The sequence below is a fragment of the Aquirufa lenticrescens genome (assembly GCF_019916085.1).
GTDB classification, from domain to species: domain Bacteria; phylum Bacteroidota; class Bacteroidia; order Cytophagales; family Spirosomataceae; genus Aquirufa; species Aquirufa lenticrescens.
This window is the reverse complement of the sequence record NZ_CP049834.1, coordinates 2,365,365-2,391,731: the sequence shown is the minus strand read 5'-3', so window position 1 is coordinate 2,391,731 and position 26,367 is coordinate 2,365,365. Positions and strand designations below refer to the sequence as shown.

Annotated in this window: 25 protein-coding genes and 1 tRNA gene; 7 read left to right on the top strand and 19 right to left on the bottom strand. The window is 38.0% G+C overall.

Annotated features, from left to right (window positions below):
• Window positions 1-41: 41 nt before the first annotated feature.
• Window positions 42-1,256, top strand: coding sequence for a saccharopine dehydrogenase family protein (locus tag G9X62_RS10730; RefSeq protein WP_223130701.1), 1,215 nt, complete (start codon window positions 42-44; stop codon window positions 1,254-1,256).
• A 1-nt stretch (window position 1,257) separates the two neighbouring features.
• A complete protein-coding gene (gene nspC / locus G9X62_RS10725; protein WP_223130700.1) occupies window positions 1,258-2,388 on the top strand; it encodes a carboxynorspermidine decarboxylase in 1,131 nt (376 codons plus the stop codon).
• Window positions 2,389-2,391: 3 nt separating this feature from the next.
• Here nspC and G9X62_RS10720 read toward each other — a convergent pair.
• The 11 genes from G9X62_RS10720 to G9X62_RS10670 form a co-directional block, all read right to left on the bottom strand.
• Window positions 2,392-2,465 (bottom strand) — tRNA-Ala (locus G9X62_RS10720).
• Between the two features lies 1 nt (window position 2,466).
• On the bottom strand, window positions 2,467-2,988 hold the full coding sequence (locus tag G9X62_RS10715) for a hypothetical protein (RefSeq protein ID WP_223130699.1): 522 nt from the start codon (window positions 2,986-2,988) through the stop codon (window positions 2,467-2,469).
• A 1-nt stretch (window position 2,989) separates the two neighbouring features.
• Window positions 2,990-4,042, bottom strand: coding sequence for a histidinol-phosphate transaminase (hisC, locus tag G9X62_RS10710; RefSeq protein WP_223130698.1), 1,053 nt, complete (start codon window positions 4,040-4,042; stop codon window positions 2,990-2,992).
• Window positions 4,043-4,044: 2 nt separating this feature from the next.
• On the bottom strand, window positions 4,045-5,307 hold the full coding sequence (gene hisD, locus G9X62_RS10705) for a histidinol dehydrogenase (protein ID WP_223130697.1): 1,263 nt from the start codon (window positions 5,305-5,307) through the stop codon (window positions 4,045-4,047).
• 2 nt (window positions 5,308-5,309) lie between these two features.
• Window positions 5,310-6,173 (bottom strand): ATP phosphoribosyltransferase, encoded by an 864-nt coding sequence (gene hisG / locus G9X62_RS10700; protein ID WP_223130696.1) that lies wholly within the window; start codon window positions 6,171-6,173, stop codon window positions 5,310-5,312.
• A gap of 57 nt (window positions 6,174-6,230) precedes the next feature.
• Window positions 6,231-7,832, bottom strand: coding sequence for a pyruvate dehydrogenase complex dihydrolipoamide acetyltransferase (locus G9X62_RS10695; RefSeq protein WP_223130695.1), 1,602 nt, complete (start codon window positions 7,830-7,832; stop codon window positions 6,231-6,233).
• 74 nt (window positions 7,833-7,906) lie between these two features.
• On the bottom strand, window positions 7,907-9,694 hold the full coding sequence (gene lepA, locus G9X62_RS10690; protein WP_223130694.1) for a translation elongation factor 4: 1,788 nt from the start codon (window positions 9,692-9,694) through the stop codon (window positions 7,907-7,909).
• Between the two features lie 75 nt (window positions 9,695-9,769).
• Entirely contained in the window at window positions 9,770-11,059 is a 1,290-nt protein-coding gene (locus G9X62_RS10685; protein ID WP_223130693.1) for an aminopeptidase P family protein, read from the bottom strand.
• A gap of 1 nt (window position 11,060) precedes the next feature.
• Window positions 11,061-11,825: a class I SAM-dependent methyltransferase gene (locus tag G9X62_RS10680; protein ID WP_223130692.1), complete on the bottom strand. Its 765-nt coding sequence runs from the start codon at window positions 11,823-11,825 to the stop codon at window positions 11,061-11,063.
• A 61-nt stretch (window positions 11,826-11,886) separates the two neighbouring features.
• Window positions 11,887-12,642 carry a 3-keto-disaccharide hydrolase gene (locus G9X62_RS10675; protein WP_223130691.1) on the bottom strand — a complete coding sequence of 252 codons (756 nt, stop codon included), beginning with the start codon at window positions 12,640-12,642 and terminating at the stop codon, window positions 11,887-11,889.
• A 69-nt stretch (window positions 12,643-12,711) separates the two neighbouring features.
• The gene (locus G9X62_RS10670) at window positions 12,712-12,855 is read right to left on the bottom strand and encodes a hypothetical protein (protein ID WP_223130690.1); all 144 of its coding nucleotides are present in this window, start codon (window positions 12,853-12,855) and stop codon (window positions 12,712-12,714) included.
• A gap of 91 nt (window positions 12,856-12,946) precedes the next feature.
• Between G9X62_RS10670 and hisS the strand changes: the two genes are divergently transcribed.
• Window positions 12,947-14,308, top strand: a complete 1,362-nt coding sequence (hisS, locus tag G9X62_RS10665; RefSeq protein ID WP_223130689.1) for a histidine--tRNA ligase — start codon at window positions 12,947-12,949, stop codon at window positions 14,306-14,308.
• On the opposite strand, the gene pgi is transcribed toward hisS, so the two are convergent.
• Both pgi and G9X62_RS10655 read right to left on the bottom strand, forming a co-directional pair.
• The gene (gene pgi, locus G9X62_RS10660; protein ID WP_223130688.1) at window positions 14,309-15,955 is read right to left on the bottom strand and encodes a glucose-6-phosphate isomerase; all 1,647 of its coding nucleotides are present in this window, start codon (window positions 15,953-15,955) and stop codon (window positions 14,309-14,311) included. It abuts the gene before it with no gap.
• A gap of 99 nt (window positions 15,956-16,054) precedes the next feature.
• The gene (locus tag G9X62_RS10655; protein WP_223130687.1) at window positions 16,055-16,690 is read right to left on the bottom strand and encodes a peroxiredoxin; all 636 of its coding nucleotides are present in this window, start codon (window positions 16,688-16,690) and stop codon (window positions 16,055-16,057) included.
• 422 nt (window positions 16,691-17,112) lie between these two features.
• On the opposite strand from G9X62_RS10655, the gene G9X62_RS10650 reads away from it, so the two are divergent.
• Entirely contained in the window at window positions 17,113-17,577 is a 465-nt protein-coding gene (locus G9X62_RS10650) for an Lrp/AsnC ligand binding domain-containing protein (RefSeq protein ID WP_130896730.1), read from the top strand.
• 76 nt (window positions 17,578-17,653) lie between these two features.
• Window positions 17,654-19,102, top strand: coding sequence for a Fe-S cluster assembly protein SufB (sufB, locus tag G9X62_RS10645; protein WP_223130686.1), 1,449 nt, complete (start codon window positions 17,654-17,656; stop codon window positions 19,100-19,102).
• 2 nt (window positions 19,103-19,104) lie between these two features.
• Here sufB and G9X62_RS10640 read toward each other — a convergent pair whose 3' ends face one another.
• The gene (locus G9X62_RS10640; RefSeq protein ID WP_223130685.1) at window positions 19,105-19,944 is read right to left on the bottom strand and encodes a 1-aminocyclopropane-1-carboxylate deaminase/D-cysteine desulfhydrase; all 840 of its coding nucleotides are present in this window, start codon (window positions 19,942-19,944) and stop codon (window positions 19,105-19,107) included.
• On the opposite strand from G9X62_RS10640, the gene G9X62_RS10635 reads away from it, so the two are divergent.
• Both G9X62_RS10635 and G9X62_RS10630 read left to right on the top strand, forming a co-directional pair.
• Window positions 19,937-20,968 carry an RluA family pseudouridine synthase gene (locus G9X62_RS10635; RefSeq protein ID WP_223130684.1) on the top strand — a complete coding sequence of 344 codons (1,032 nt, stop codon included), beginning with the start codon at window positions 19,937-19,939 and terminating at the stop codon, window positions 20,966-20,968. The genes G9X62_RS10640 and G9X62_RS10635 overlap by 8 nt on opposite strands.
• Entirely contained in the window at window positions 20,961-21,413 is a 453-nt protein-coding gene (locus tag G9X62_RS10630) for a GNAT family N-acetyltransferase (protein ID WP_223130683.1), read from the top strand. Before G9X62_RS10635 ends, G9X62_RS10630 begins: the two co-directional genes overlap by 8 nt.
• On the opposite strand, the gene G9X62_RS10625 is transcribed toward G9X62_RS10630, so the two are convergent.
• From G9X62_RS10625 to G9X62_RS10605, 5 genes are read right to left on the bottom strand one after another with little or no spacing between them, the layout of a single operon-like run.
• A complete protein-coding gene (locus tag G9X62_RS10625) occupies window positions 21,408-22,415 on the bottom strand; it encodes a GntR family transcriptional regulator (RefSeq protein ID WP_223130682.1) in 1,008 nt (335 codons plus the stop codon). The two genes, G9X62_RS10630 and G9X62_RS10625, sit on opposite strands and share 6 nt — an antisense overlap.
• A 10-nt stretch (window positions 22,416-22,425) precedes the next feature.
• A complete protein-coding gene (locus G9X62_RS10620) occupies window positions 22,426-23,739 on the bottom strand; it encodes a sugar porter family MFS transporter (RefSeq protein WP_390654491.1) in 1,314 nt (437 codons plus the stop codon).
• A 59-nt stretch (window positions 23,740-23,798) separates the two neighbouring features.
• Window positions 23,799-24,647, bottom strand: a complete 849-nt coding sequence (locus G9X62_RS10615) for a helix-turn-helix domain-containing protein (RefSeq protein ID WP_223130680.1) — start codon at window positions 24,645-24,647, stop codon at window positions 23,799-23,801.
• Complete coding sequence (locus tag G9X62_RS10610; RefSeq protein ID WP_223130679.1) at window positions 24,644-25,810, bottom strand: MFS transporter; 1,167 nt, start codon at window positions 25,808-25,810, stop codon at window positions 24,644-24,646. Before G9X62_RS10610 ends, G9X62_RS10615 begins: the two co-directional genes overlap by 4 nt.
• Complete coding sequence (locus tag G9X62_RS10605) at window positions 25,777-26,307, bottom strand: 5' nucleotidase, NT5C type (protein ID WP_223130678.1); 531 nt, start codon at window positions 26,305-26,307, stop codon at window positions 25,777-25,779. Before G9X62_RS10605 ends, G9X62_RS10610 begins: the two co-directional genes overlap by 34 nt.
• Window positions 26,308-26,367: the final 60 nt, after the last annotated feature.

The following is a 26,367-nucleotide window of genomic DNA, read 5'->3' as shown; positions in this document are numbered from 1 at the left end:
AGCCTTTGATGTTCTATTTTTGCATTTCTTTTTAAAATGCTATGTCTAAAAAAATCGTAATTATTGGTGCTGGGGGCGTTGGAAATGTAGTCGTAAAGAAATGCGCGATGAATCCTGCTTCCTTTTCTGAAATCGTTCTAGCTTCTCGTACTTTATCTAAATGTGATGCCATTGCCGCTGAATGTGCTGCTATCGGTTTACCTACTGCCGTGAAAACACGCCAGGTAGATGCAGATAATGTACCTGAATTAGTGGCTTTGTTCAAAGAAGAAAAGCCCTTCTTAGTTATCAATGTAGCATTGCCTTATCAAGATTTAACGATCATGGATGCTTGTCTTGAGGCGGGTGTCCACTATTTAGATACAGCGAATTATGAGCCTAAGGATGTAGCTAAGTTTGAATATTCGTGGCAGTGGGCTTACCAAGAGAAGTTTAAGAAAGCCGGTTTAATGGCTTTATTAGGCTGTGGCTTTGACCCAGGTGTAACAGGTGTTTATACGGCTTATGCGAACAAGCATTTTTTCGATGAGATGCATTATTTAGATATCATCGATTGTAACGCTGGTGATCATGGAAAAGCGTTTGCAACAAACTTTAATCCAGAGATTAATATCCGCGAGATTACGCAAAAAGGTAAATATTGGGAAAATGGCGAATGGATAGAGATCGAGCCGATGTCGATTCACAAGCCGATTGATTATCCTAACATTGGACCGAAGGAATCCTATGTTCTTTATCACGAAGAATTAGAGTCACTTACGAAGAACTTCCCCACCTTGAAGCGCGCCCGTTTCTGGATGACCTTTGGACAAGCCTATTTAACGCACTTAGAAGTACTTCAAAACGTAGGTATGACTTCAATTGCACCGATTAAGTTCAATGGAATGGATATCGTTCCTCTAGAGTTTTTAAAGGCTGTTTTACCAGAGCCTGGAACTTTAGGAGAAAATTATTCTGGCCAAACCTCGATAGGATGCCAAATCAAAGGAATGAAAGATGGCAAGGATGCTACCTACTATGTTTGGAACAACTGCCATCATGCAGATTGTTACCAAGAAGTGCAGGCACAAGGGGTTAGTTATACCACAGGTGTTCCTGCCATGATTGGTGCTTCCTTAATGATTGATGGTTCTTGGTTTGCTCCAGGCGTATTTAACGTGGAAGAATTTAATCCAGATCCTTTTATGGAGTTGTTGAATATTCACGGTTTACCTTGGGAAGAACAACACAATATCACTTTACCTCACGAATATTAAGATGTCGTATTATCCTTCGATTCCATCTCCTTGTTATGTATTGGAGGAAAATTTACTGATTGCTAATCTTGAACTGTTAAAACGAGTTCAGCAAGAAGCAGGTATAGAGATTATTTGTGCGTTAAAAGGATTTTCATTTTACCATGAATTCCCATTAGTTAAGCAATATTTAGCTGGAGCCACCGCTAGTTCCTTACACGAGGCGCGTTTAGCTTTTGAGGAAATGGGCGTGAGGCCTCATGTGTATTCTCCTGCCTATTTAGAGTCGGAATGGGAAGAGTTAGCTTCGTATGCGGGTCATATCACGTTTAATTCACTGAATCAATACAATCAATATAAAGATCGGGCTCACGCTGCAGGGATATCTTGTGGATTACGTATTAATCCTGAATATGCAGAAGTGGAGACTGATATGTATAATCCCTGTGTGGCTGGTTCACGCTTAGGCATTCGTCGCGCTGATTTAGGAGATTTGCCGGCAGGTATTGAAGGATTACATTCACATACCTTGTGTGAAAATGATTCTTTTGTGTTGGAACGCACATTAAAAGTTATCGAGGAAAAATTTGGCGATTTGTTGCCTAGCTTAAAATGGTTGAATTTAGGCGGTGGCCATTTAATCACAAGAGCGGATTATGATGTAGCGCATTTAATTGGATTGTTAAAAGCATTTCGTCAAAAATACCCTAACCTTCAGATTATCCTCGAACCGGGATCTGCGGTAGGATGGCAGACAGGTTTTTTAAAATCAACGGTGTTGGATATTGTCGAATCTGCTGGAATAACGGTGGCCATTTTAGATGTGTCTTTCGCGGCTCATATGCCGGATACTTTAGAGATGCCATATAAACCTCGGATAAGAGGAGCGAATTCAGAACCTGAAACAGGGAAGCCTACGTATCGTTTTGGCGGTATGACTTGCCTTGCTGGCGATTTTTATGGCGATTATTCGTTCGAAAAAGAATTGCAAATAGGGGATGAAATCGTTTTAGAAGATATGATTCACTATACGATGGTGAAAACAACTACCTTTAATGGAGTTAACTTACCTAGTATCGGCAAATTAGATAAAAAGGAGCAATTCCACTTATTGAAAACGTTTGGATACGAGTCCTTCAAAGACCGTTTGTAAGTGTGGAGAAGATCGGTCTCGAACCGACGACCTCTTGCATGCCATGCAAGCGCTCTAGCCAACTGAGCTACATCCCCATTAAAAATTGACTTTTACACCTACACCACCCTGAATGTGTAGAAAAAACGGATTAGGTAATAATTCTGAATACAAGCCTAATTCAGCAAAAAAGGATAAATTTGGCGCATCTATTGGAAAATATTCCATTCCAGCAATACCTGCAGCACCTAAACCTCTTTTAGTTTCAGCAAATTGTGAAGTAGATGTAAATAAACTTCTAGATACAAATTGAGGCCCAGCACCGTAATAATAATGTAAATCTGAATTGACAAGGGTAGGGCGATGCCATAAATACAAGGCATTTAACGAAAAACCGATATTTCTGAATTCTCCATCTTGATAGGACCGATTAGTCCCCCATAAACCGCCATAACTCCCAAAATTAAATTCAACCGCGTTTCTACCATTTGGCAAATAGCGTTTCACCATAAATCCTCCCGGCTCACCTACTCTAAAACCTGCTGCCCAATCTTTCATCTGCGCCTTAACCGAAGTTAGGCTAAAAAGTAGAATCAAGATGAAAATTAAGCGTTTTAACATATTAAACTGAATAGAATTGGGCGATTAGATCAACTAATTTATCGTTTTCTTCTGATAACCCAATCGTAATTCGAATAGAATCTTCACATAAAGTGACTGAACTACGATTTCTAGTAATTAATTTGGACTCTATCAAAAACGCAAAAAGGTCATTCGCTCGTTTAAAGTGAACTAATATGAAATTAGCATCAGAAGGATAAATTTGAATTACTTCTGGGATATTTTGTAAAGAACTAATTAACCGAATCCGTTCTGATAGGATCGTTTTAACGGATTCTTCTTTAAAGCTTGTATTAGATAATGCCTTGTAAACAATCTCCTGTGTTGCACCGCCAATATTATAGGGTGGCTTTATTTTATTCAACAAGCTAATAATGGTCGGATGAGCAAAAGCCATGCCTAAACGTAACGAAGCTAATCCATAGGCTTTGGAAAGTGTCTGCATCACAATAACCTGTGGATATTTAGCTAATTCTAAAATGAAACTAGGTTCATCAGAAAAGTCAATATAGGCTTCATCAATAATGATAAAACCTGATTTAAATGATTCTATTAGGGTATAAATATCCGAGCGATTCAATTTATTTCCGGTCGGATTATTAGGTGAACAAAGGAATAGCAAACGTGTATTTTGATCTACCGTACGTAATATTCCCTCCACATCTAATTGATAATGCTGAGTTAAACTAACCTTGCGTTGTTCGATATGATTAATCGATGCGCTCACCTCATACATGCCATAGGTAGGTGGGCACAGTATAATATTGTGGACACCTGATTGACATGTCATGCGCATGATTAAATCTATTGCTTCATCCGATCCATTTCCTAGGAATATTTGATCCGTCGAGCAGGATTTAATGACTGCTAATTGATCCTTGATGGATAACTGTAAAGGATCAGGGTAGCGATTCCAGTTTTCAGATACTCCTGAACCTAACGGATTTTCATTTGCATCCAGAAACACGCCTTCTTTTCCCTTAAATTCATCTCTAGCGGATGAATAAGGTTTTAGGTTCCAAATATGGGGCAATATGAAGTTTTCGAAATTCATATTTAACTTAATCTAATTTTAACGGCATTTGCGTGAGCCTGAAGTGATTCAGCCTCAGCCATATCAATAATAGTTTTACCTAATTGCTCCAACCCTTGCTTAGAGATCGACTGTAAAGTAATTTTCTTCGTAAATGAATCCAAATTAACACCTGAATAAGCTCTCGCAAATCCGTTTGTTGGTAACGTGTGATTGGTACCTGAAGCATAATCACCAGCAGACTCAGGTGTATAATGTCCTAAAAAGATAGATCCTGCATTGCGAATGTGGTTTGCAAATCCTTCGGCATTGTCACAAGCTAAAATCAAGTGTTCTGCTGCGTATTCATTTAATAAGTCAATGGCCTCTGCTGAAGTATTTACTAAAACAAATTTTGAATTAGACAACGCTTTTTCAGCTAACTCTTTTCTAGGTAATTCGGCTAGCTGAAGATTGATTTCAGCGATCGTTTCTTCCACGATGAAGGAAGATGTACTTACTAAAATTACTTGTGAATCTGAACCGTGTTCAGCTTGTGATAGCAAATCTGAGGCAATGTAAGCTGGATTAGCTGTTTGGTCTGCATATACAGCTACTTCTGATGGACCAGCTGGCATATCGATGGATGTTCCTAACCGGTTAGCATACATCTTGGCAGCAGTAACATATTGATTTCCTGGGCCAAAAATCTTATAAACAGCAGGAACACTCTCCGTTCCCAAACTCAAAGCGGCAATAGCTTGAGATCCGCCTACTTTAGCCATCTTAGTAACACCACATAATTTAGCAGCATAAAATATCGCTGGGTGAACTGCTGGTGTACATAGTACCACTTCTTGACATTCTGCGATTCGAGCTGGAATAGCTAACATCAATACCGTTGAAAATAGGGGAGCTGTACCACCAGGAATGTATATTCCTACTTTATCAATTCCAGTGGCTTTTTGCCAACAAACAACACCCGGATTAACCTCAATTTTATTGGGCACTAACATTTGTGCAGCATGAAAGGCATAAATATTAGCGTAGGCGTGGTCGATCGCCTTTTGTAATTCTTTATCCGTTTTTGAGGCTAAATCCTCAATTTCTGCTGCCGAATATAGTATATCTATAATCTCTCTCTTTTCGTAAGTGGCCGTTAATTCACGTAGGGCTTGATCACCGTGTGATTTAACCTGGCTAAATACGTCAGAAATCAAGGCATCTAATTGTCCTTGTTCCAAAGCTGGACGCTGACAAATAGCCGCATATTCTGATCGAGAAGGATAATTGATCTGATTAAACATGATTAAAGAATCATTTTTTCTATAGGTAAAACTAAAATTCCTTCGGCACCAGCATCACGTAAGTTTTCGATGATATTCCAAAAATCATTTTCTTCAATCACAGAATGTAACGAAAACCAACCTTTTGTTGCCAATGGTAAAACCGAAGGTGATTTCATGCCTGGTAATAAGGCTGTCACTTTTTCGATATTTTGCTCTTGAACGTTTAAGACAACGTATTTGGCATTTTGACCTCTTTGAACTGAATCTATTCTAAATAACAATTTAGCTAGAATTGCTTGTTTTTCGGATGATAACTCTTTGTTAGAGATCATAACCGCTTGGCTTTGGAAAACTATAGCCACTTCTTTTAGTCCATTGCTCAGCAAGGTACCACCAGTTGATACGATATCGCAAATACCTTCAGCTAAACCAATACTAGGAGCAATTTCTACTGATCCCGAAATCTCGTGCATTTCTGCCTTAACTCCATTCTTTAAAAGAAACTGACTTGTTAAGTTAGGATAGGACGTAGCAATACTTTTCCCTTCAAACTGTTTCAGATCGGTATAATTCTCACCACGAGGGATAGCTAATGAAAGACGGCATTTAGAAAAGCCTAATTCTTTAACGATATCCACTTTGCGAGTGTGTTCCATTAAAACATTTAAACCTACTACGCCTAAATCAGCCACACCATCTTCTACATAACCCGGAATATCGTCGTCACGTAAGAAAAGAAATTCAATAGGGAAGTTGCTTGAAATGGAACGAAGTTTAGAACCGCCAGACTCAAACTTAATGCCACACTCCTTGAATAATTTCAAGGAATCATCGCTTAAACGTCCTGACTTCTGTACCGCAATTCTGATATTGTTTGTGCTCATCGTATTTAATCTAAAAAAAGCAAGCCTCGAGGTTATTCGAGGCTTGCAGAATCAATTTTATAAAAACATTTTGATTGGGTCCTCTAGGTATTGTTTTAGGGTTAACAGGAATGCAGCTCCTGTTGCACCATCTACCACGCGATGATCACAAGTCAACGTTAATTTCATAATGTTCGTTGCATAGAATTGACCATTCTTAACACCTACCGTTTCTTTAATTCCACCCACCGCTAGAATACAAGATTCGGGTGAGTTAATGATAGAGGTAAACTGATCAATACCGAACATACCTAAGTTAGAAACAGTAAACGTGTTTCCTTCCCAATCTTTCGGTTGCAATAATTTACCTTTCGCTTTAGCACCTAAATCTTTTGCCTCAGCAGAGATTTGAGCAATGGATTTTTCTGAAGCAAAACGGATAACTGGCACTAGTAAGCCGTCTTCAACCGCAACCGCCATACCGATGTGTACGTGTTTGTTAACACGGATACGATCTTCCATCCAGTAAGAATTCACTTTAGGATGTTTTGCTAAGGATAGGGCAGTAGCCTTAATCACCATGTCATTGAATGATATCTTAACAGGTAAAACTTCATTCATGCTAACACGAGCCTCCATCGCTTTGTCCATATTGATTTCCATCGTAAGATAGAATTCAGGAGCGCTGAATTTAGATTCAGATAAACGGCGCGCAATGGTTTTGCGCATTTGGCTGTTCGGAATGTCTTCGAAGCTTTCCACACCGCCTGTGAAGTTTGCGTTTGCTCCTCCTGAATTAGGATTGTACTCTTCCACGTCAGCTTTCGTGATACGACCACCTTCTCCCGTTCCTGTGATCCAGTTTAAGTTATATCCTTTTTCTTTTGCCAAAGCACGAGCTAAAGGACTAGCCTTCAATTCTGCACCTGGCTTAGAAGCCGTTTTTTCTTCCGCCACAGGAGCTTTAGTTACTACAGGTGCCGGAGCACTCGCTACCGGTGCAGCTACAGGAGCCGCTGGCGCTGGTGCAGGAGAGGATGCTTTAGGAGTCGCCTCTGCATCCAGAATTAATTGATAATTAGTACCTGGTTCACCTACAATGGCAATAATACCATCTACAATAACGCCTTGTCCTTCTTTTGCACCAATATACAATAGAGTACCATCTTCATAGTTCTCTAATTCCATCGTTGCTTTATCTGTTTCTACTTCCGCAATGATATCTCCATTCTTGATTACATCGCCTACGGCTTTTAACCATTTAGCAATGACACCCTCGATCATGGTATCACTCATTTTAGGCATACGAACTGCCACTGCTTTTACACCACTTAAATCAATGGCAGGAGTTGCAGCCGGCGCTTGCGATACAGGAGCAGCTGCTACTGGAGCTTGAGATGTAGCGGCTGCAGGTGCAGCTAAAAGAGCTGAATAATCTTCACCAGGTGTACCAACGATTGCAATAATTCCATCTACTGGAACCGCTTCTCCTACTTTTACACCGATATATAATAAAGTACCGTCTTCGTAATTCTCCAGTTCCATTGTCGCTTTGTCAGTCTCGACTTCCGCAATAATGTCACCAGATTTAATAACGTCACCTTCTTTTTTAAGCCAATTAGCGATCACACCTTCTAACATCGTGTCGCTCATCTTGGGCATTCTAATAATTTCAGCCATCTTATTTTGTTTGAAAGTTTAAAATTACGCTTTAAACCCTGTTTTTAAAAATTTTATGTGATAATTATTCTCTATTAATCTAGTTTAAGAACCGCCATAAATGCCTCTTGTGGAATTTCTACGTTACCCACTTGGCGCATACGTTTCTTCCCTTTTTTCTGCTTCTCTAATAATTTACGTTTACGCGAGATGTCACCACCATAACATTTGGCCAAAACATCCTTACGCAACGCCTTCACCGTCTCACGTGCAATGATTTTCTGTCCAATCGCTGCCTGAATCGCAATTTCAAATTGCTGTCTTGGAATCAATTCACGTAATTTTTCACACAAGCGTTTGCCCCAGTCATACGCCTTGTCACGGTGTACAATAGCTGATAAGGCATCCACTTTATCACCATTTAACATGATGTCCAGCTTCACCATTTCACCTGGCTCGTAATCTTTGTATTCGTAATCTAGTGAGGCATAACCTCTCGAAATCGTCTTTAAACGATCAAAAAAGTCAAATACCACCTCAGACAAAGGCATATCAAACGTTAATTCAACGCGATCTGTCGTTAGGTAGATTTGATTCACTAAAATACCACGCTTATCCATACAAAGGCTCATAATCACCCCTGTATACTCGGATTTGGTAATAATTTGTGCCTTAATATAAGGTTCTTCAATGATGTTTATCAAATTGGGTTCTGGTAAATCAGCAGGTGCAGATACCCATAATTCTTCATTTGCGGTCGTAATCACCTTGAATTTAACGGATGGTACCGTAGTGATTACCGTCATATCAAACTCACGTTCTAAACGTTCTTGCACAATTTCCATGTGCAACATGCCTAAGAAACCACAACGGAATCCGAAACCTAAGGCAGCCGAAGTTTCAGGTTCCCACACTAAAGAAGCATCATTTAACTGTAGCTTCTCCATTGCATCGCGTAAATCCTCGAATTCCGAAGTTTCTACGGGATAAATTCCGGCGAAAACCATCGGCTTTACTTCTTCGAAACCTTGGATGGCTGATAGGGTAGGATTAGCTACGTGCGTGATAGTATCACCCACTTTTACTTCTTTAGCCTCTTTAATACCTGAAATTAGATAACCTACGTCACCGGTTTTGATGATTTGTTTAGGTTCTTGTTCTAACCCAAGCGTACCAATTTCATCTGCGTAATATTCTTTACCTGTATTGATGAACTTTACTTTATCTCCTTTTCTGATTTCCCCATTGTACACACGGAAAATTACTTCGATACCACGGTAGGAATTAAAGGTAGAATCAAAGATTAAGGCTTGTAATGGCGCTGCTTGTTCACCTTTGGGGGCAGGAATACGTTCTACTACCGCATCAAGAATGTCTTGAATACCGATCCCTTCCTTGCCAGAAGCATGAATAATATCTTCTTTTTTGCATCCAATAAGATCGATAATTTGGTCTGACACCTCTTCAGGCATTGCTCCTGGTAAATCGATTTTATTTAAGACAGGAATAATTTCTAAATCGTGGCTGATAGCCAAGTATAAATTGGAAATAGTCTGCGCCTCTATACCTTGGGATGCATCTACAATTAGCAAAGCACCTTCGCATGCCGCAATGGAACGAGACACCTCATAAGAGAAATCGACGTGCCCTGGCGTGTCAATCAAATTAAACGTATACAACTCCCCATCTTTAGGGTATTGCATTTGAATCGCGTGAGACTTAATGGTAATACCGCGTTCACGCTCTAAATCCATATCATCGAGCAATTGATTCATCATATCGCGCTTTTGAACGGTATTGGTGAATTCAATTAATCGATCGGCTAGTGTACTTTTACCGTGGTCGATATGGGCAATAATGCAAAAATTACGCAGGTGTTTCATATAGAATTGTTTCTCCTTAGGGCTTCCCCTTAAACTAAGCTACAAATATAGCCAAAACAAGGCATTTAACCCGTTTTATTGATTCATTAAATCTTCAATTTCCTCACAATCTAACGGAATATTCTTCATCAGATTGATATTCGTACCTGATTGGATGACTAGGTTGTTCTCTAATCTAATCCCTAATCCTTCCTCCTGTATATATATACCAGGCTCACAGGTAAGAACCATTCCCTCTTGAAAAGGTTTGTATTTATCCCAAACATCGTGTACATCTAGCCCTAAATGATGCGCAACTCCGTGCATAAAGTATTTTTTAAACAAGGGGCTTGCTGGATTTTGTTTTTCTACATCAGCACGGGAGAATAAACCTAGATCGATTAATTGACCTTCCATGAATCGTTCGACTTCTTTTTGGTAATCTACCCAAAACACACCCGGCTGCATAATTTCGCTTGCATATTTTAATACGGAATGTACTGCTTGATATACCTGTTTTTGACGAGTTGTAAACCGACCATTCACCGGAATCGTACGCGTCATATCTGCATTGTAATTAGCATAGGAGGCTCCTACGTCTAATAAAAGTAGATCTCCATCCTTGCAAGGTAGTGCATTGTCGATGTAATGAAGCACACAAGCATTAGCGCCAGAAGCAATAATAGGCGTGTAAGCAAAACCCTCGGAACGATTACGTGTGAATTCGTGAATGAATTCTGCCTCGATTTCGTATTCAGTTACACCCGGTTTGGTAAAATTCAAAACGCGTCTAAATCCTTTATCCGTAATATCACATGCCACTTGCAGTGCCTGTAATTCTTCCGGTTCTTTTTGCATTCTTAAATCACTCAAAATAGGAGCGAGGCGACCTATGGCGTGATTAGGATACGTATTTCTGATGTTTATACCTAAGCGAGCATTCTGCGTCTGAACCACTGAAGCCTTACGTAAATGTTCGTTATCCGTTAAATAGATATGATTTGCAGAATAAACCAAGGTTTTAAGAAGTGATTCAAAATTAGAAGACCATTGGATGTTCTTAATCCCGGAAGTTTGAGTCGCCTCTTCTTTGGTATATTTATGTCCTTCCCAAATTTCAATTAATTCAGATGTCTCGCGAACAAAAGCAATTTCTCTCCATTGTGCTTCCGGAGCATCTGGATATAGGATTAAAAAGGTCTCTTCTTGATCTAAACCTGAGAGATAAAATAAATCGCTGTTTTGTCTGAATCCCATCGTCCCATCGGCATTCGTGGGCATGATGTCATTTGAACTGATAACGACAATGGATTTTGGCGGCAATTGTTCATACAACTTCGCTCTATTCTTCTTGAATAATTCAGCTGAAAATGGAGTATATCTCATCTTATTTGCGACAAACGTAAATAATTTCTTCTAATGGTAATGCCATTCGTTGGCTTTCTTCCAAACCTAATTTCTCAATTAAATTGACTGGTTCCACGGTAAATCCAGATTTTTCTAATTGAGTCCCGTAATCACGACCATATATACGTAAGTGATCATCTTGCAAGAAATGAATTTCACGTTCCCGTGGATCTGTGATGCTAGCATCTTCATAAGTGGTTGCTAGATCGTAGCGTTGCGGACTTTGGCATAAAGCAAATCCTGACGGTTTTAATACACGTCTAATTTCTTGCATACAACGAACATCGTCTTTAACGTGTTCTAAAACGTGATTACAAAATACAGCATCAAAGGTATTGTCTTCAAAAGGAATATCGTGTAAATCCATTTTCACTTTAGCTAAAGGGCTTTCGATGTCAGCTGTAATGTATTGATCACCTAAATGCTTCTCAAAACGCTCGATAAAACAATATTCTGGTGCGATATGCAATAATTTAGGCTTATCTGTAAAAAAGGTCGTCTCGTTCTTTAGATATAAATACATTAAACGATGACGCTCTAAACTTAAGCAGGATGGGCAAAGGGCATTTTCACGCGGCGTTAACCGGCCATAAGGCAAGAAATGACGAAAAGAATGATCACAAACAGGGCAATAAACCTTATTCCCGGTTAAGAAAATACTGTATATTTTGATGAGTCTGTGGGCAAATAATTGAATGAATTTTCTCGGGATAAATCGTAAAACCCAGCTAATGATGTATTTCATAGAAACAAAAAAAGGGAAGGCTTTTATGTTGAAAACCTTCCCTTCAAAATTAAGAAATTAATTACATTTTTCTTAACCAAATATTACGGAAGCTTACCGCGTTTCCGTGGTCTTGTAAGCTAATAGGGCCAGGTCCATGAACTGGATTTAAAGGCTGTCCAATATATTCAGTCGTCCCTTGAATCTTAGTGTGGTTTTGCACTACAATGCCATTGTGAAGCACCGTAACATAAGCTGGTGTTTCGATTCCGCCATTCGTAGTAAATACGGGAGCGGTATAAATAATATCGTAGGTATTCCAATCTCCCATTTTAGAAGTTGCATTTACTAAAGGAGGGGTTTGCTTATAAATAGCGCCAGCTTGTCCATTGCGGTAAGTTGGGTTTTGATAGGAGTTCATCACTTGAACTTCATACATGCCTTGCATAAATACACCGCTATTGCCTTTTCCTTGGCTTTTCAAAGTTTCTGGCTCGATAGGGGATTGCCATTCGATGTGCAATTGATAGTTCGTGAATTTCTCTTTAGTAGAGATATTTCCCTTGCCACCTACGACGGTCATCTTTCCATCAGCTACTTTCCAAGCTGCAGGTGAGCCATCTTTTGCTGATTCCCAATTATCTAAATTCTTGCCATCAAATAAGACGATTGCATCGGATGGAATAGCTCCTGGTGTAACCACAGGAATGCTAGGCTCCCAATATTCCGTGTCATTTGGGTTTGTTGGATTCACTTTTACGTGACGATGATCTTGTGCAAGTGTTAACGTTGCTGAACCCAAAAGTAGGGCTGAGATTGCAAATAATGTCTTTTTCATTGTTGAATAGGATTGGATTGAGCATAAAAAAACCGGCATAAACCGGTTTAAATATAAAGAATATAATTCTTATTTAGCAAAGCTAGCTTTAATAGCTTCTACATCAACTAACTTGATGGTAGGTCTTGCTTTTAAAATTTTGATAGCTGCAACCTTGTTGTTAGCTACTGCTTTATTTCTTCTGTCTTTACGTTTTAGTCTAGTTACTGCCATGTCTTTGATAATTTGGTTTGCAAAAATAGCTAAAATCGACTATTATCAAAAATATTATAGCATAATTAATTAAATTTGTTTTTTTAGAAATATGCAGAAACCAGCAAACGCACGAGGTACAAGGGATTTTGGTCCTACAGAAATGGCAAAACGTAATTACGTATTTGACATCATAAAGACTCATTTTCAAGGATTTGGCTTTCAAACAATTGAAACTCCAGCTATTGAGAATTTGTCTACCTTGACGGGAAAATATGGTGAGGAAGGCGATCAATTGCTATTTAAAATTTTGAATAGCGGTGATTATTTATCCAAGGTTTCACCTTCTGACATGGATGCTGGTTCTAAATCATTGACTTCTAAAATCTCTGAAAAAGGTCTTCGCTACGATTTAACAGTACCTTTTGCACGATTCGTTGCCATGAATCGTAATGAGTTGGCTTTTCCATTCCGTCGCTACCAAATTCAGCCGGTTTGGAGAGCAGATCGTCCGCAAAGAGGTCGTTACCGCGAGTTCTATCAATGTGATGCTGATATTATTGGTTCAGATTCATTAGTCAATGAGGCAGAGCTTATAGCCTTATTTCAATCAATTTTCAATTCCTTAAAACTTAGAGTTAACCTTTACCTGAATTCCCGTAAAATATTAGCAGGAATTGTGGATAGCCTAGGTGAAAGTGCTCGTTTTGTTGCCTTTGCCGTAGCATTGGATAAGTTAGATAAGATAGGTTGGGAAAATGTGGCTAAGGAATTAGTTCAGAATGGATTTACAGAAGATAAAACAGAAGCCATAAAGGATCTTGTTTTATTTGATGGTTCTAATGAAGAGAAAATTGCCAAATTATCCGCATTTTTTAATACGAATACCATAGGTTTACAAGGTTTAGCAGAGATTAAAGAGGTTTTGTCTTTATCTGATACCAATGGTTTTTCTTCCGATAATCTTGTTTTCGATTATAAATTAGCCCGCGGCTTAAGCTATTATACTGGGTTGATTTATGAAGGAAAAGCAGTAGACCTTCCTTTTGGCTCCATTGTGGGAGGTGGACGTTACGATGATTTAACGAGTTCTTTTGGATTGCCTAATATGTCAGGCGTGGGAATCTCTTTTGGTATCGAACGTATTTTGGATGTCATGGAAGAATTAACGCTTTTCCCTGAAATGGCAACTAGTGCTAGTGCCATTCTATTTACCTATTTCGATGAGACTGGACGAAAAGCCAGTTTAGGAATGGCCAATGAATTACGTAAAGCCGGAATTCCAGCGGAAGTTTATCCAGATATTGCCAAAATCAAGAAATCTTTCGAATTCGCAGACAAGAAAAAAATCGCTTATGTCGCTGTGATAGGGGAGTCTGAATTGAAAGAAGGAAAAGCGAATGTAAAGGATATGAAAAATGGAGAACAGAATCTGCTCTCCATCTCTGAAATGATTGCTTTGTTGAAAGCCTAATTACCTCCAAGCCTTGAATTGATTTATCAATCCATTCGTAGAAGAATCGTGGGAATTAATTTTCTCGTCATTCTCTAATTCTGGTAAGATCGAATTAGCTAATTGCTTTCCTAATTCTACACCCCACTGATCGTAGCTAAAGATGTTCCAAATAACGCCTTGAACAAAAATTTTGTGTTCATACATCGCGATTAATGAACCTAAAGTAGAAGGATCAATCTGTTTTACTAGGAATGAATTTGTAGGCTTATTTCCTTCAAACACCTTAAATGGTGCTAATTTCTCGATCTCAGCCTCATTTAATCCAGCTTTCTTTAATTCCGCCACTACCACTTCTTTCGACTTACCATTCATTAATGCCTCTGTCTGAGCAAAGAAATTAGACATTAACAAAGTGTGGTGGTTACCTATTTTATTGTGAGTTACCGCAGGTGCGATAAAGTCAGCTGGAATTAATTGTGTTCCTTGGTGAATTAATTGATAAAAGGCATGTTGGCCATTTGTACCTGGCTCTCCCCAAATAACAGGACCCGTAGCGTAATTCACTCGTTTACCTGTACGATCAATCGTCTTTCCATTTGATTCCATATCTCCTTGTTGGAAATAGGCAGCAAAACGATGCATATATTGGTCATATGGCAAAATAGCATGTGTAGGTGCATTAAAGAAATTAACATACCAAATACCTAACAATCCTAAAATAACCGGAATATTGCTTTCAAATGATGCCGAGGCAAAATGACTGTCCATTGCTTCTGCTCCCGCTAAAAGGGCTTCGAAGTGTGTATATCCTACAGATAAACAGATGGATAATCCAATCGCAGACCATAAAGAATATCGTCCACCTACCCAATCCCAAAACACAAACATATTCGCTGTATCAATGCCAAATTCAGCAACTGCCTTTGTATTCGTAGATAATGCCACAAAATGCTTAGCAACTGCTGCATTATCTTTAGCTGCAGATAAGAACCAATCCCTAGCCGAGAATGCATTTGCCATTGTTTCTTGCGTAGTGAATGTTTTAGAAGCAATTAAAAACAAGGTTGTTTCTGGATTCACTTTTTTCAACGTTTCTGCGATGTGAGTCCCATCAACATTACTCACGAAATGAACGTTTAATCGTGTTTTGTATGGTTTCAATGCTTCAGTCACCATCACGGGACCTAAATCTGATCCTCCAATACCGATGTTTACGACATCTGTAATTTCCTTGCCTGAAAATCCCTTCCAAGCTCCTGAAATTACTTTCTCCGAAAATTCTTTCATTTGAGCTTTTACAGCTTGAATCTTAGGAATAATATTTTCTCCATCTACAAATACGGAAGTAGAAGATTTAGCTCTCAATGCCGTATGTAAAACCGAACGGCCTTCTGTCTGATTAATCTTAGACCCTGAAAATTGTGCTTTGATTGCCTCTTCTAAGCCACATTCCTTTGCTAAGTTTAGTAAAGATTGAAAGCTCTTTTCATCAATTAGATTTTTCGAATAGTCGAAGAAAATGCCGTTAAATGTTTGGCTATAGCTAGCTTGTCTATTAGAATCGCCTGCAAATAACTGTGCGATAGTGGTTGAAGCTAAACGAGTTTGATCAGTTAGGAGTGCTTTATAGGCAGCAGTTGAAGTAAAATTAATCGTTGATAACATGCGGATTATATTAATGAGCTACAAAAATACGTTTTAAAAATAAAAAATGCCAAAATCCACCTGTAATGAATTTTGGCATTTAAGATGTGTTTCAACCTACTATAAATTCGGTTGAGGCGTTTTACGTAAATACGGTTTAACCGAAGTGAAACCTTTAGGGAATTTAGCTACGGCATCTTCATTAGAGACTGCAGGAACGATAATTACATCATCACCATTAACCCAATCAGCTGGCGTTGCCACTTGATAATTCGCTGTTAATTGTAAAGAATCAATGACACGCAAAATCTCAGTAAAGTTGCGTCCTGTTGAAGCAGGGTAGGTCAACGTCAATTTGATTTTCTTATCGGGTCCAATGACAAATACGGAACGTACCGTTGCTTTCTCGGAAGCATTCGGGTGAATCATGTCGTACAATAAAGCCACCTTTTTCTCAGGATCTGCGATAATGGGGAAATTCATTTTCACTGAATTTACTTCTTCGATATCTGGTACCCATTTATTGTGTGAATCTAAGCTATCCACTGAAATAGCGATAGGCTTCACGTGACGTTTTTGGAATTCACCATCTAAAAGAGCCGTTTTGCCTAATTCTGTGGTACATACGGGAGTAAAATCTGCTGGGTGGCTGAATAATAATACCCAAGAATCACCAATGAATTCATGAAAATTAATGTGGCCTAATGTAGTATCTGCACTAAAGTCTGGTGCAATATCTCCTAATCTTAATGACATAATAATAGGGGTTAAGTTTATTAAAAAAACTAGTTTGTCTACCAAATATATAGATTAATAAACAATAAAAAAAGCAATCCTAAAATAAGATTGCTTTTAACATTACACTTCATCAACAAACTAAAAACCAAATTAATTAAAATGCTGTAGGAGAAGGATTCGAACCTCCAAGGTGCAGTTAGCCTCGACACAGAACTGATTTAGTGGTCAACCCATTATGCCGTGTTTATCCTGAACTCACCACCCCCGAGACAGGAGGGCACGTCTGCCAATTTCATCACCCTACAGTGAAAATTATTACCTTTGCAATAATTAGTAGGACAAATATAGAAGGAGATTTTTAATTTTTCAAAAATTTTCAAAAATAAATGTCTTTTTTTGCATAATTTTTAATTCGAACCTGAAATAATTACGAAAATTCAATGGAAAAGAAGTTTGAGCTTGATCCTCTAGATTATAAAATACTGGAAATTTTAGTAAAAGATGCGAATTTACCTTATACGGAAATTGGTTCTCGCTTAGATGTTTCTGGTGGTACGGTTCACGTACGGATGAAAAAAATGGAATCTTTGGGTATCGTAAAAGGAGCTCAACTGCTCATTGATTATTCGAAAATAGGGTGGGACATTACCGCATTTTTAGGCATCTATTTAGATAAGAGTAGTTTATATGAAGATGTGGCCAAACAGTTAGAACAGATCCCTGAAGTAGTTAATATTCATTATACGACCGGTATATATTCCATTTTCGCCAAAATAATCTGCCGAGATACGCAACATTTACGTGAAGTCTTACATGATAAGATTCAACGTGTTACGGGGATTCAACGGACAGAAACTTTTATTTCTTTAGAAGAAAGTTTAATCAGAAATACGCCTTTATTTTAGTTGTTTAGATTTATTCTAAACTAAGTCTATTTTTCTCCAAAATCCTTTTGTAATTTTGTATTTTAAATGCAAAATGATGGCAGAGAAAGTAGACGATATTTTACAAGAAGTAACTTCAACCGATTACAAATATGGTTTTGAGTCTTATTTCGAGACAGACGAAGCGCCTATTGGTTTAAGTGAATCAATCATTCATTTTATTTCAGAGAAAAAGAATGAACCAGATTGGATGTTGGAATGGCGATTATCCGCCTACCGTTACTGGAGAACGTTAGCTGAACCAGATTGGGCTAATTTGCTGTATACTCCCGCAAAATATGATGAGTTGAAGTACTATTCAGCTCCTGTTCAAAAGAAGCAATTGAATTCTTTGGATGAAATCGATCCCGAATTACGTAGAACTTTTGAGAAATTAGGAATTTCGTTAGATGAACAAAAGCGTCTTTCGAATGTGGCTGTTGATGCTGTCATTGACTCTGTTTCAGTAGCTACAACGTTCAAGGAGACTTTGGCAGAAAAAGGAGTCATCTTTTGTTCCATTTCTGAGGCTGTTAGAGAGCACCCAGAATTGATTAAGAAATACTTAGGGTCTGTTGTCCCTGTAAAGGATAATTACTTTGCTGCGTTAAACAGTGCGGTATTTTCAGATGGATCGTTCTGTTATATTCCTAAAGGCGTTCGTTGCCCGATGGAATTATCAACCTATTTCCGTATCAATGCATCAGGAACAGGTCAATTTGAGCGTACCTTGATCGTAGCGGAAGATGAATCCTATGTTTCTTACCTAGAGGGTTGTACTGCGCCGATGCGTGATGAAAATCAATTGCATGCAGCTGTAGTAGAAATATATGTTCATGCAGGTGCCGAAGTGAAGTATTCAACGGTTCAAAACTGGTATCCAGGTGATAAAGAAGGAAAAGGAGGTATCTATAATTTCGTAACAAAACGTGGGATTTGTGATGGTGCTCATTCTAAATTATCTTGGACTCAGGTAGAAACGGGTTCAGCTGTAACATGGAAGTACCCATCTGTCATCTTGAAAGGGGATTATTCAATAGGGGAGTTCTATTCTGTAGCCGTTACGAATAATTACCAACAAGCTGATACTGGTACTAAAATGATTCACTTAGGTAAGCATTCAAAATCTCGTATTGTTTCCAAAGGTATATCAGCCGGATTCTCCCAGAATTCGTATCGCGGTTTAGTTCAAGTGGCTAGAAAAGCAGATGGATCTAAGAATTTCTCACAATGCGATTCATTATTGCTTGGAGATAAGTGCGGTGCACATACATTCCCTTATCTTGAAGTAAAGAATAATACAGCATCTGTTGAACACGAGGCGACTACTTCCAAAATTGGGGAGGATCAAATCTTTTATTGCAACCAGCGTGGTTTAAGTACTGAAACTGCGATTGCTTTAATCGTTAATGGATATGCTAAAGAAGTATTGAATCAATTACCGATGGAATTTGCCGTGGAAGCGCAAAAGCTGTTAGCTATTTCATTAGAAGGTTCAGTAGGATAGTGTTATTTAACTCCTCCTGTATGGATGGCCACTAGTTTCGTATTCGGAACTATGTGGCCATTTTTTATGTGTTCCGATAAAGCATAAAACATACGACCTGTGTAAATTGGTTCAATGGAAATACCGTGTTTGAGATGAAATTCGGCACAAAAAAGATCTAATTCATCATTCTGTTTAGCATATTTACCAAATACATAGGCATCTTCGATACATATATTGGTAGGCAATGAATGAGCCTCTATCTCTGAACCGTTATTTAATGTTAAAATACCCACTACGGGCTTATCTATATTCTTGGCTATTCCAATTGCCGTAGCTCCCGTTCCTATTGCCGTATATATCATATCACAAACAGGTAACTCACTCACTAGGTCTTCCATCCCTTGTATCGCTAATTCGCCAAATCCACCCTCCGCAATGACAGCGTAATTTTCATAAGCAGATGGAATGGGTTTAGAACGATAGTCCGTTCTCGAGATAAAATGCAATTGCATTCCCCAAGCATTCATTTGACTTAAATAGGTATTACTATTGATTGTTAGCTCTTCTCCACGGATAATACCCACCGTAGGAATTCCTAGAGAATGACCAGCAAAGGCGAGCGCATACAAGTGATTCGAATAGGCTCCACCAAAACTTAATAGGCCAGAATGGGTGCTAAATGAAAAGGTTTGGAGATAATTTTTTAATTTGCGCCACTTATTTCCCGATATGATGGGATGGATGAGGTCGTCTCTTTTGACAAACACCTGAATTCCTTTTGAATTCCAGCATTCATCAAAAATCTCTTCTATCGGAGACGGTAAGTGTAACGCGTTAAATTCGAAATTTGCTATGTCCATCGATCCAGAAATGAATGCTCCTGACTCTGAAGAGGAAGATGATTTATTTGAGCATTTTAATTTCACCGTTGACAAAGGTCAGCAATTACTCAGAATCGACAAATATTTGATGATTAAAATTGCGGGAACTAGTCGCAATAAGATCCAAGTAGGTATCGATGCTGGTTCAGTAAAAGTCAATGGAGGATTAATCAAGTCGAATTACCGCGTTAAGCCCTTAGATACGATTTCAGTATCATTTGCAACTCCTCCACGTGATAAAGAAGTATATCCAGAAGATATCCCTATCGATATTATTTACGAAGACGAACAATTGATTTTGGTCAATAAGTCTCCAGGAATGGTGGTGCATCCTGCACAAGGTAATTGGTCCGGTACATTGGTGAATGGTTTATTATTTCATTGCCAAAATCTCCCCGGACAAAAAGACATACGTCCCGGCTTAGTACACCGAATCGATAAGGATACATCAGGTATTTTGGTTATTGGAAAAACGGAATTTGCCCTTAATTTTCTAGGCCAACAGTTCTTCGAACATAGTATCGAAAGAACCTATTATGCGATTTGCTGGGGCGTTCCTAAGGAATTAAAAGGAACCATACGCAGTAAGATAGGTAGAAGTCCAAAGGACCGTAAGATTCAAGCCATTTTTCCAGAGGATTCTGAGTATGGCAGAATTGCGATTACTCACTATGAGGTGATGGAAACTTTTGGTTTTGCCTCTTTTGTGAAGTTTAAACTAGAAACGGGAAGAACCCATCAAATCAGAGCGCATTTTCAATCGATTGGCCATCCTTTGTTTTCAGATTCGACTTATGGAGGAGACAAAATACGCTATATGTCATCGATGGCTGGATATAAAGCCTTTATTGACAATGCATTTAAAATATGTCCAAGACAAGCCCTACATGCCTATTCATTAGGATTTATTCATCCTACAACTAATGAAATTATGCAATTTGAACAGGAATTTCCCGAAGATTTTTTAAGCCTTTTAACTAAACTTAGAGCCATCAATGGATAAGATAGAAATTCGCAGAGCCACAAAAGAAGATATCGGCTTAGTCCGAGATTTAGTGATGGAGTTAGCCATCTTTGAAAAGGCTCCAGAAGAAGTTAGTTCCACCATAGATGATTATGTGGGTGAAGGTTTTTCAGATAATCCTTTATTTTCCGCTAATCTCATTTATCTAAATGGAGAATTAGGTGGATTTTCTTTGTGGTATTACCGTTTCTCTACTTGGAAGGGGAGACGCTTCTACTTAGAGGATTTATACATTAAGGAGAGTTACCGTGGCAAAGGATTAGGCAAGCGCTTAATTTTGGAAGCGATTGAAGAAGCAAAACGCACAAAATGCACCGGAATGATGTGGCAAGTGTTAGATTGGAATCAACCAGCCATTGATTTCTACAATACCTTAGGTGTTAAGATGGATGCAGGCTGGTTAAATGTGCATTTAGATCTATAAGGAACCTCTGTCGATAAAATAGAACTCATTCGATTCGCGGCCTTTTTCTCTTTTAATAATCATTTCGGCTGCGCGTTCACCCATTTTCTTGAAGTCATTCGAGATAACGGAAATGCCTTCCGCAATGATCTCCTTTAAGGGTGTATCGTCGTAAGAGATAATACCAATGTCTTTACCGACCTTCAGTTTGTTCTTAGTCGTCCAGTTAATCATCTTGATCAAATCATACTCTCTAAAGACGATATAGGCTTGGTTGACCTGCAATTCATAGTCATCATCTAAATCCGGAATTATATCAAATTCTAGATCATTCTCCGTGCAGAATTGAGTAAAACCCTGGATAATCCCATCAGGTGTATATTGGAAGCTTTTAGAGCTTAATACAAGATTGATTTGTTGGTATTTCTTTACTTTCTCTAGGGAGGTAGTAAGCCCCTGATAGATATTGGATTCGAAATTTTGGTAGAGAATTGAGTAATCATCACTAAACTCCTTCACATTAATATCTAAGACTAATAATTTGTCTTTTGGTATTTTAGAAACAATTCTTGCTACGCTTTTATTAAAATGGGGGAGAATAATGTAATGATTGTATTTTCCCAAATTATTGGTGATTAGCTCCTCAAATAATTCCATATCGTGGTAGTGGAAAAATAAGTTGTGACTAACATCTTCACCTAAATTTTGAATAATACTTTCATACAAGATCTCTTTGTATGGCGTCAAAGCATCCATGAGAATAAAAACGCGTAAAGCATTTTTTGTGTTTGTACTGGACACATAAAATCCCTTTCCATGATGGGAACTAATCAATCCTTTTTCACGCAAATCATCATAAGCCTTCGTCACGGTCATACGAGCCATGTTGAATTCACTAGCCACTTTGTTAATAGATGGCAATTGCTTACCATGCTCTAATAAGCCGGAATTAATTCCATCGATGATACCGTCAATTAATTGCTGGTACTTCGGTTTGCTACTGTTGGGATCGAAATATATCATAAGAATACAATTAATGCATAATTACTTGCTTTTCAATATCTTCTAAATTAGCGCCTTTGGTTTCTGGCATCATGAAAGCCACATAGGCTAACTGTGCCACCATCATCACCGCAAAAAAGCCAAAGATTAATGTCCCACCATAACTTTCCGTAAACAACGGAAAGAAATTAGCAACTAATGCTGCAAATACCCAGTGGGTTAATGATCCCCAAGCCATACCTGAAGCTCTAACTGAATTTGGAAATATCTCAGAAATAAATACCCAAATAACAGATCCTTGACCTATTGCGTGAGAGGCAATAAAGGCAAATATATAAATAGGGACGAACGTATACACTTCAGTATAAAAGGCGTACGCAATTAAACTAAGGGTTATAATATAGCCTACAGAACCTATGAACATTAAAATTCGTCGGCCCACGCGATCTATTAAATACCAACCTAACAACGTAAATAACAAATTCGCAATACCGATTCCTGCAGTTGATAATAAGGCACTTTCTTTTCCTAAACCCGTTAATTCATAGATTCTAGGCGCATAATAGATAATAGCGTTAATTCCAGACATTTGATTGAAGAACGCAAACAAAAAAGCTAGCGTTAAAGGCCATAAAAACTTACCAGAGAACAAACGTTCTTTATCAGTGCTTTGTTTGGCATTATTTTGAATACGTTGAATTGTTTCTTCTGGGTTTGGATCCGCTAATTCTAAAACCTTACGAGCACCTGCTAAATCATTCCGCTTTAATAATAAAAACTGAGGTGTTTCAGGAGTCAATAAAATTAAAATAGAGAATAAAAGGGAAGGAAGTGATACAACACCTAACATAATGCGCCAATCATTCTCCATTCCCTGGATAAAGTAATTAGACACATAGGCAATCAAAATACCTAATACGATATTGAGTTGAAATGAAATAACTAATTTTCCTCTGTGCTTCGCTGGGGCAATTTCTGAAATATAAATAGGGGCTACTACAGATGAAGCACCAATACCAAGGCCACCTAAGAAACGGAATAACATAAATAAATTAACGTCTGGCGCTATTGCTGCACCTATAGAAGAGATAAAAAAGCTAAGACCTATCCAAAATAACGTCTTTTTTCTTCCAAATAAATCCGCAGGAATTCCACCCAACGCAGCTCCAATAACCGTACCATACAAAGCAGCTGCAATAGCTAAGCCGTGTGTGAATGAGTCTAACTGCCACAACTGTTGAATGGCAAGTTCCGCGCCAGAAATAACAGCAACGTCCATTCCAAAAAGAAGACCGCCTAAACCTACCGTAATAGACCAGAAAATAACATGTTTATTCATAGTGATATTTGTTCCACACAAAATTTAGAAAATTTTATGGGATATAAATTGTAAAAAAAGGACAATTATGAATTCTTATGAAAAATCGATGTATAATGAAGCAAATGCTCAGGAGAAATGTACTGTTTGAACTCATCAATGAATTCAGATTCCTTCATATCAAACAGACTATTTTTTAAATTTTTTGGTGTTTTACCCGTATATTTTTTAAACTCATTGATAAAATGAGCAGAATCATAGTAGCCTAGCTGATCAGCCAAGTCTTGGCTTTTTATATCTTTCGATGACGCAAATAAGGCGAGGGATTGATTGATTCTCTTAATTTGGACGTATTCCTTTGGACTAATACCAATAACTTCCTGAAACAAACGAGATAGCGTTTTATAGGAACTTTGAAGGGTATTTGAATCACCTTCTAAATCTTGAAGCATCAGTAATAATTTCAAATACTTTTTGGCCTGTTTCTCTATCAAATGACTTAATAGATAAGCCTCCATTAGCTCGCATCGTTCATTAAAACTCATTTCCTGATTTAGAGCTGGTAATTCTTGAAAAAGTATGGAAGCCTCTGTACTGATATTGTTTGTAGCAGAGATAGCAGTTGGCAAAAACGCAAACAATCCACCAACACGGAACTTTACACCAAAAATATGTATACCGGGTTGGTGCTTATAAAAATTAGGAGCTTGATGCAATCCTTCCAATTGAATGCCATTAATCGGTTTAAAATCGTCAGTATTGGCATGTGAACGATAGTAATCCTTACCAAATGAATAAGTCAATACAGTTTGATCCTCTGGAAATATCGTTTCAATATCATAAGGTATAATTCCAGAAACATCCACCTGCTTTTCCCATAAATGGTCCACAAATGGCGCTAATGCATCGGAAGGTTTGCGGTATTCAATGATCATTTAGAATTGGCCCAAGTTTTGGATATAAAAGCAGCTAAAAATCCAAGAATAACAAGCAAAAATAAGGCTTTATCTAAGCCTACAAAGTCTGATAAATAACCAATTAGAACGGGTCCTAATAAAAATCCTACATAGGCAATTGTTGAAACCCCAGCAATCGCAATGGAGGGCATAATCTCTTTCTGATTTCCAGCTTGTGAATAGATTAAAGGTACTATCGTGGAAATACCAATGCCAGTAATAAAACAACCCGCTATTTTAAGGTAGATAGAGGGGAAAAGAAGTGTTAATAACATACCTAAACCAAGCAATATTCCATTTAAAATTAGAATGGTAGATACCCCGTATTTTAAGGATATGGTATCGCCAATAAACCGACCTAAAACCATCGCTGCGGCAAAAAATGAAAATCCAATCGTAATGGGGAAGGGTGAATTAGGAATGTATTCCTTAAAATATAACGAAATCCAATCTGCCATGGCTCCCTCACATAACATCCCACAAAAGGCAATAAAAGATAAGGTGATTAAATAAGGACCTAAATTTAAAATGGATGACTTTGGTTTAGATTCATCTTGCACAGGCTTATCTGTTAGTAGATTCGGAAAGCTGAAAGGAATTAACAAAATATTCGATAAGGCTACTAAACTAAAATGTTCTGTTGTGCTGAAGTTTTCTTTCTCCAAAATTCCTCCTAAAAATGCCCCAGCCATTAATCCAATGGAAAAAACGGCATGAAAAGAAGACATAATAATCTTGTTCATTTTTGCCTCTAAACTAACAACTTGGGTATTCATGGCTATATTCATAATATCTCCAGCCATACCAAAAAAGAAAAGTCCCGCAAATAAGGCTATGGGAGAACTCAATAGACTGAGGCTAGGAATGACTATCACATACATGGCTACCGCAATGATACATATCCATCGAGAAGCATATTTAGTTAATAACCAGCCGGCTATAGGTAAAGAAACCAAGGATCCTATGGGAAGACCCATCAAAACCGTTCCTAATTGTGCATCAGAAAGCCCTAAAAAGGATTTGAAATCCGGAATACGCGTTGCCCAAGTGGCAAAATTTAATCCACATATAAAAAATAAAATACCAATACTAAATCGCGCTTTCTTCATTAATCCAACAGTAATTTCTCTACTTCTTTCCAATCATTCACTCGCTTTAAATCGTTTATATGCAGATTATGCGGTGCAGTAAAAAGGAGAGGTGTTCCCGTAAAAGTATGTAAATTCTTTTCATGATCATCTATGAGGTAATCTGCTTGAATCATATGTTTGTGTCCACAAAAAACAATATGCCTCCAAGTAATAAATGGAAAATACTTTTCCATCCATGTTAATTTCTCTTTTAAGGAATTAGGGAATTCTGTAGCCGCTGAAACAATAAATACTTCATAGCGTTCCGTTAATTTTCTTACCACTTCTATAGCATCCTCATTTACGGGAATATGTTCAAAAAAACCTGGTTCCCACAAAAAAGAGTTATTAGCTAAATAATGAGCATAAAACTCTTCCTTTATGGACGTACTTCCTGATAAAAGTTCTTCGTAGCTATACTCTTTATTGACAATTTGATTAATTCGATCAATAATGACGTGTGTGGTTTTCGCCAAAACGTCATCCATATCTATGGCAATTCTTTTCATACTTTATTATTCAAAAAAAAACTCCCCAAATATGGGGAGTTTTCAAGGATTAATCTAATT

Bases quoted from the DNA above. Each gene is read 5' to 3' on its own strand.
- G9X62_RS10730 (WP_223130701.1), top strand. From the start codon at position 42: ATGTCTAAAAAAATCGTAATTATTGGTGCTGGGGGCGTTGGAAATGTA.
- nspC (WP_223130700.1), top strand. From the start codon at position 1,258: ATGTCGTATTATCCTTCGATTCCATCTCCTTGTTATGTATTGGAGGAA.
- G9X62_RS10715 (WP_223130699.1), bottom strand. From the start codon at position 2,988: ATGTTAAAACGCTTAATTTTCATCTTGATTCTACTTTTTAGCCTAACT.
- hisC (WP_223130698.1), bottom strand. From the start codon at position 4,042: ATGAATTTCGAAAACTTCATATTGCCCCATATTTGGAACCTAAAACCT.
- hisD (WP_223130697.1), bottom strand. From the start codon at position 5,307: ATGTTTAATCAGATCAATTATCCTTCTCGATCAGAATATGCGGCTATT.
- hisG (WP_223130696.1), bottom strand. From the start codon at position 6,173: ATGAGCACAAACAATATCAGAATTGCGGTACAGAAGTCAGGACGTTTA.
- G9X62_RS10695 (WP_223130695.1), bottom strand. From the start codon at position 7,832: ATGGCTGAAATTATTAGAATGCCCAAGATGAGCGACACGATGTTAGAA.
- lepA (WP_223130694.1), bottom strand. From the start codon at position 9,694: ATGAAACACCTGCGTAATTTTTGCATTATTGCCCATATCGACCACGGT.
- G9X62_RS10685 (WP_223130693.1), bottom strand. From the start codon at position 11,059: ATGAGATATACTCCATTTTCAGCTGAATTATTCAAGAAGAATAGAGCG.
- G9X62_RS10680 (WP_223130692.1), bottom strand. From the start codon at position 11,825: ATGAAATACATCATTAGCTGGGTTTTACGATTTATCCCGAGAAAATTC.
- G9X62_RS10675 (WP_223130691.1), bottom strand. From the start codon at position 12,642: ATGAAAAAGACATTATTTGCAATCTCAGCCCTACTTTTGGGTTCAGCA.
- G9X62_RS10670 (WP_223130690.1), bottom strand. From the start codon at position 12,855: ATGGCAGTAACTAGACTAAAACGTAAAGACAGAAGAAATAAAGCAGTA.
- hisS (WP_223130689.1), top strand. From the start codon at position 12,947: ATGCAGAAACCAGCAAACGCACGAGGTACAAGGGATTTTGGTCCTACA.
- pgi (WP_223130688.1), bottom strand. From the start codon at position 15,955: ATGTTATCAACGATTAATTTTACTTCAACTGCTGCCTATAAAGCACTC.
- G9X62_RS10655 (WP_223130687.1), bottom strand. From the start codon at position 16,690: ATGTCATTAAGATTAGGAGATATTGCACCAGACTTTAGTGCAGATACT.
- G9X62_RS10650 (WP_130896730.1), top strand. From the start codon at position 17,113: ATGGAAAAGAAGTTTGAGCTTGATCCTCTAGATTATAAAATACTGGAA.
- sufB (WP_223130686.1), top strand. From the start codon at position 17,654: ATGGCAGAGAAAGTAGACGATATTTTACAAGAAGTAACTTCAACCGAT.
- G9X62_RS10635 (WP_223130684.1), top strand. From the start codon at position 19,937: ATGTCCATCGATCCAGAAATGAATGCTCCTGACTCTGAAGAGGAAGAT.
- G9X62_RS10640 (WP_223130685.1), bottom strand. From the start codon at position 19,944: ATGGACATAGCAAATTTCGAATTTAACGCGTTACACTTACCGTCTCCG.
- G9X62_RS10630 (WP_223130683.1), top strand. From the start codon at position 20,961: ATGGATAAGATAGAAATTCGCAGAGCCACAAAAGAAGATATCGGCTTA.
- G9X62_RS10625 (WP_223130682.1), bottom strand. From the start codon at position 22,415: ATGATATATTTCGATCCCAACAGTAGCAAACCGAAGTACCAGCAATTA.
- G9X62_RS10615 (WP_223130680.1), bottom strand. From the start codon at position 24,647: ATGATCATTGAATACCGCAAACCTTCCGATGCATTAGCGCCATTTGTG.
- G9X62_RS10605 (WP_223130678.1), bottom strand. From the start codon at position 26,307: ATGAAAAGAATTGCCATAGATATGGATGACGTTTTGGCGAAAACCACA.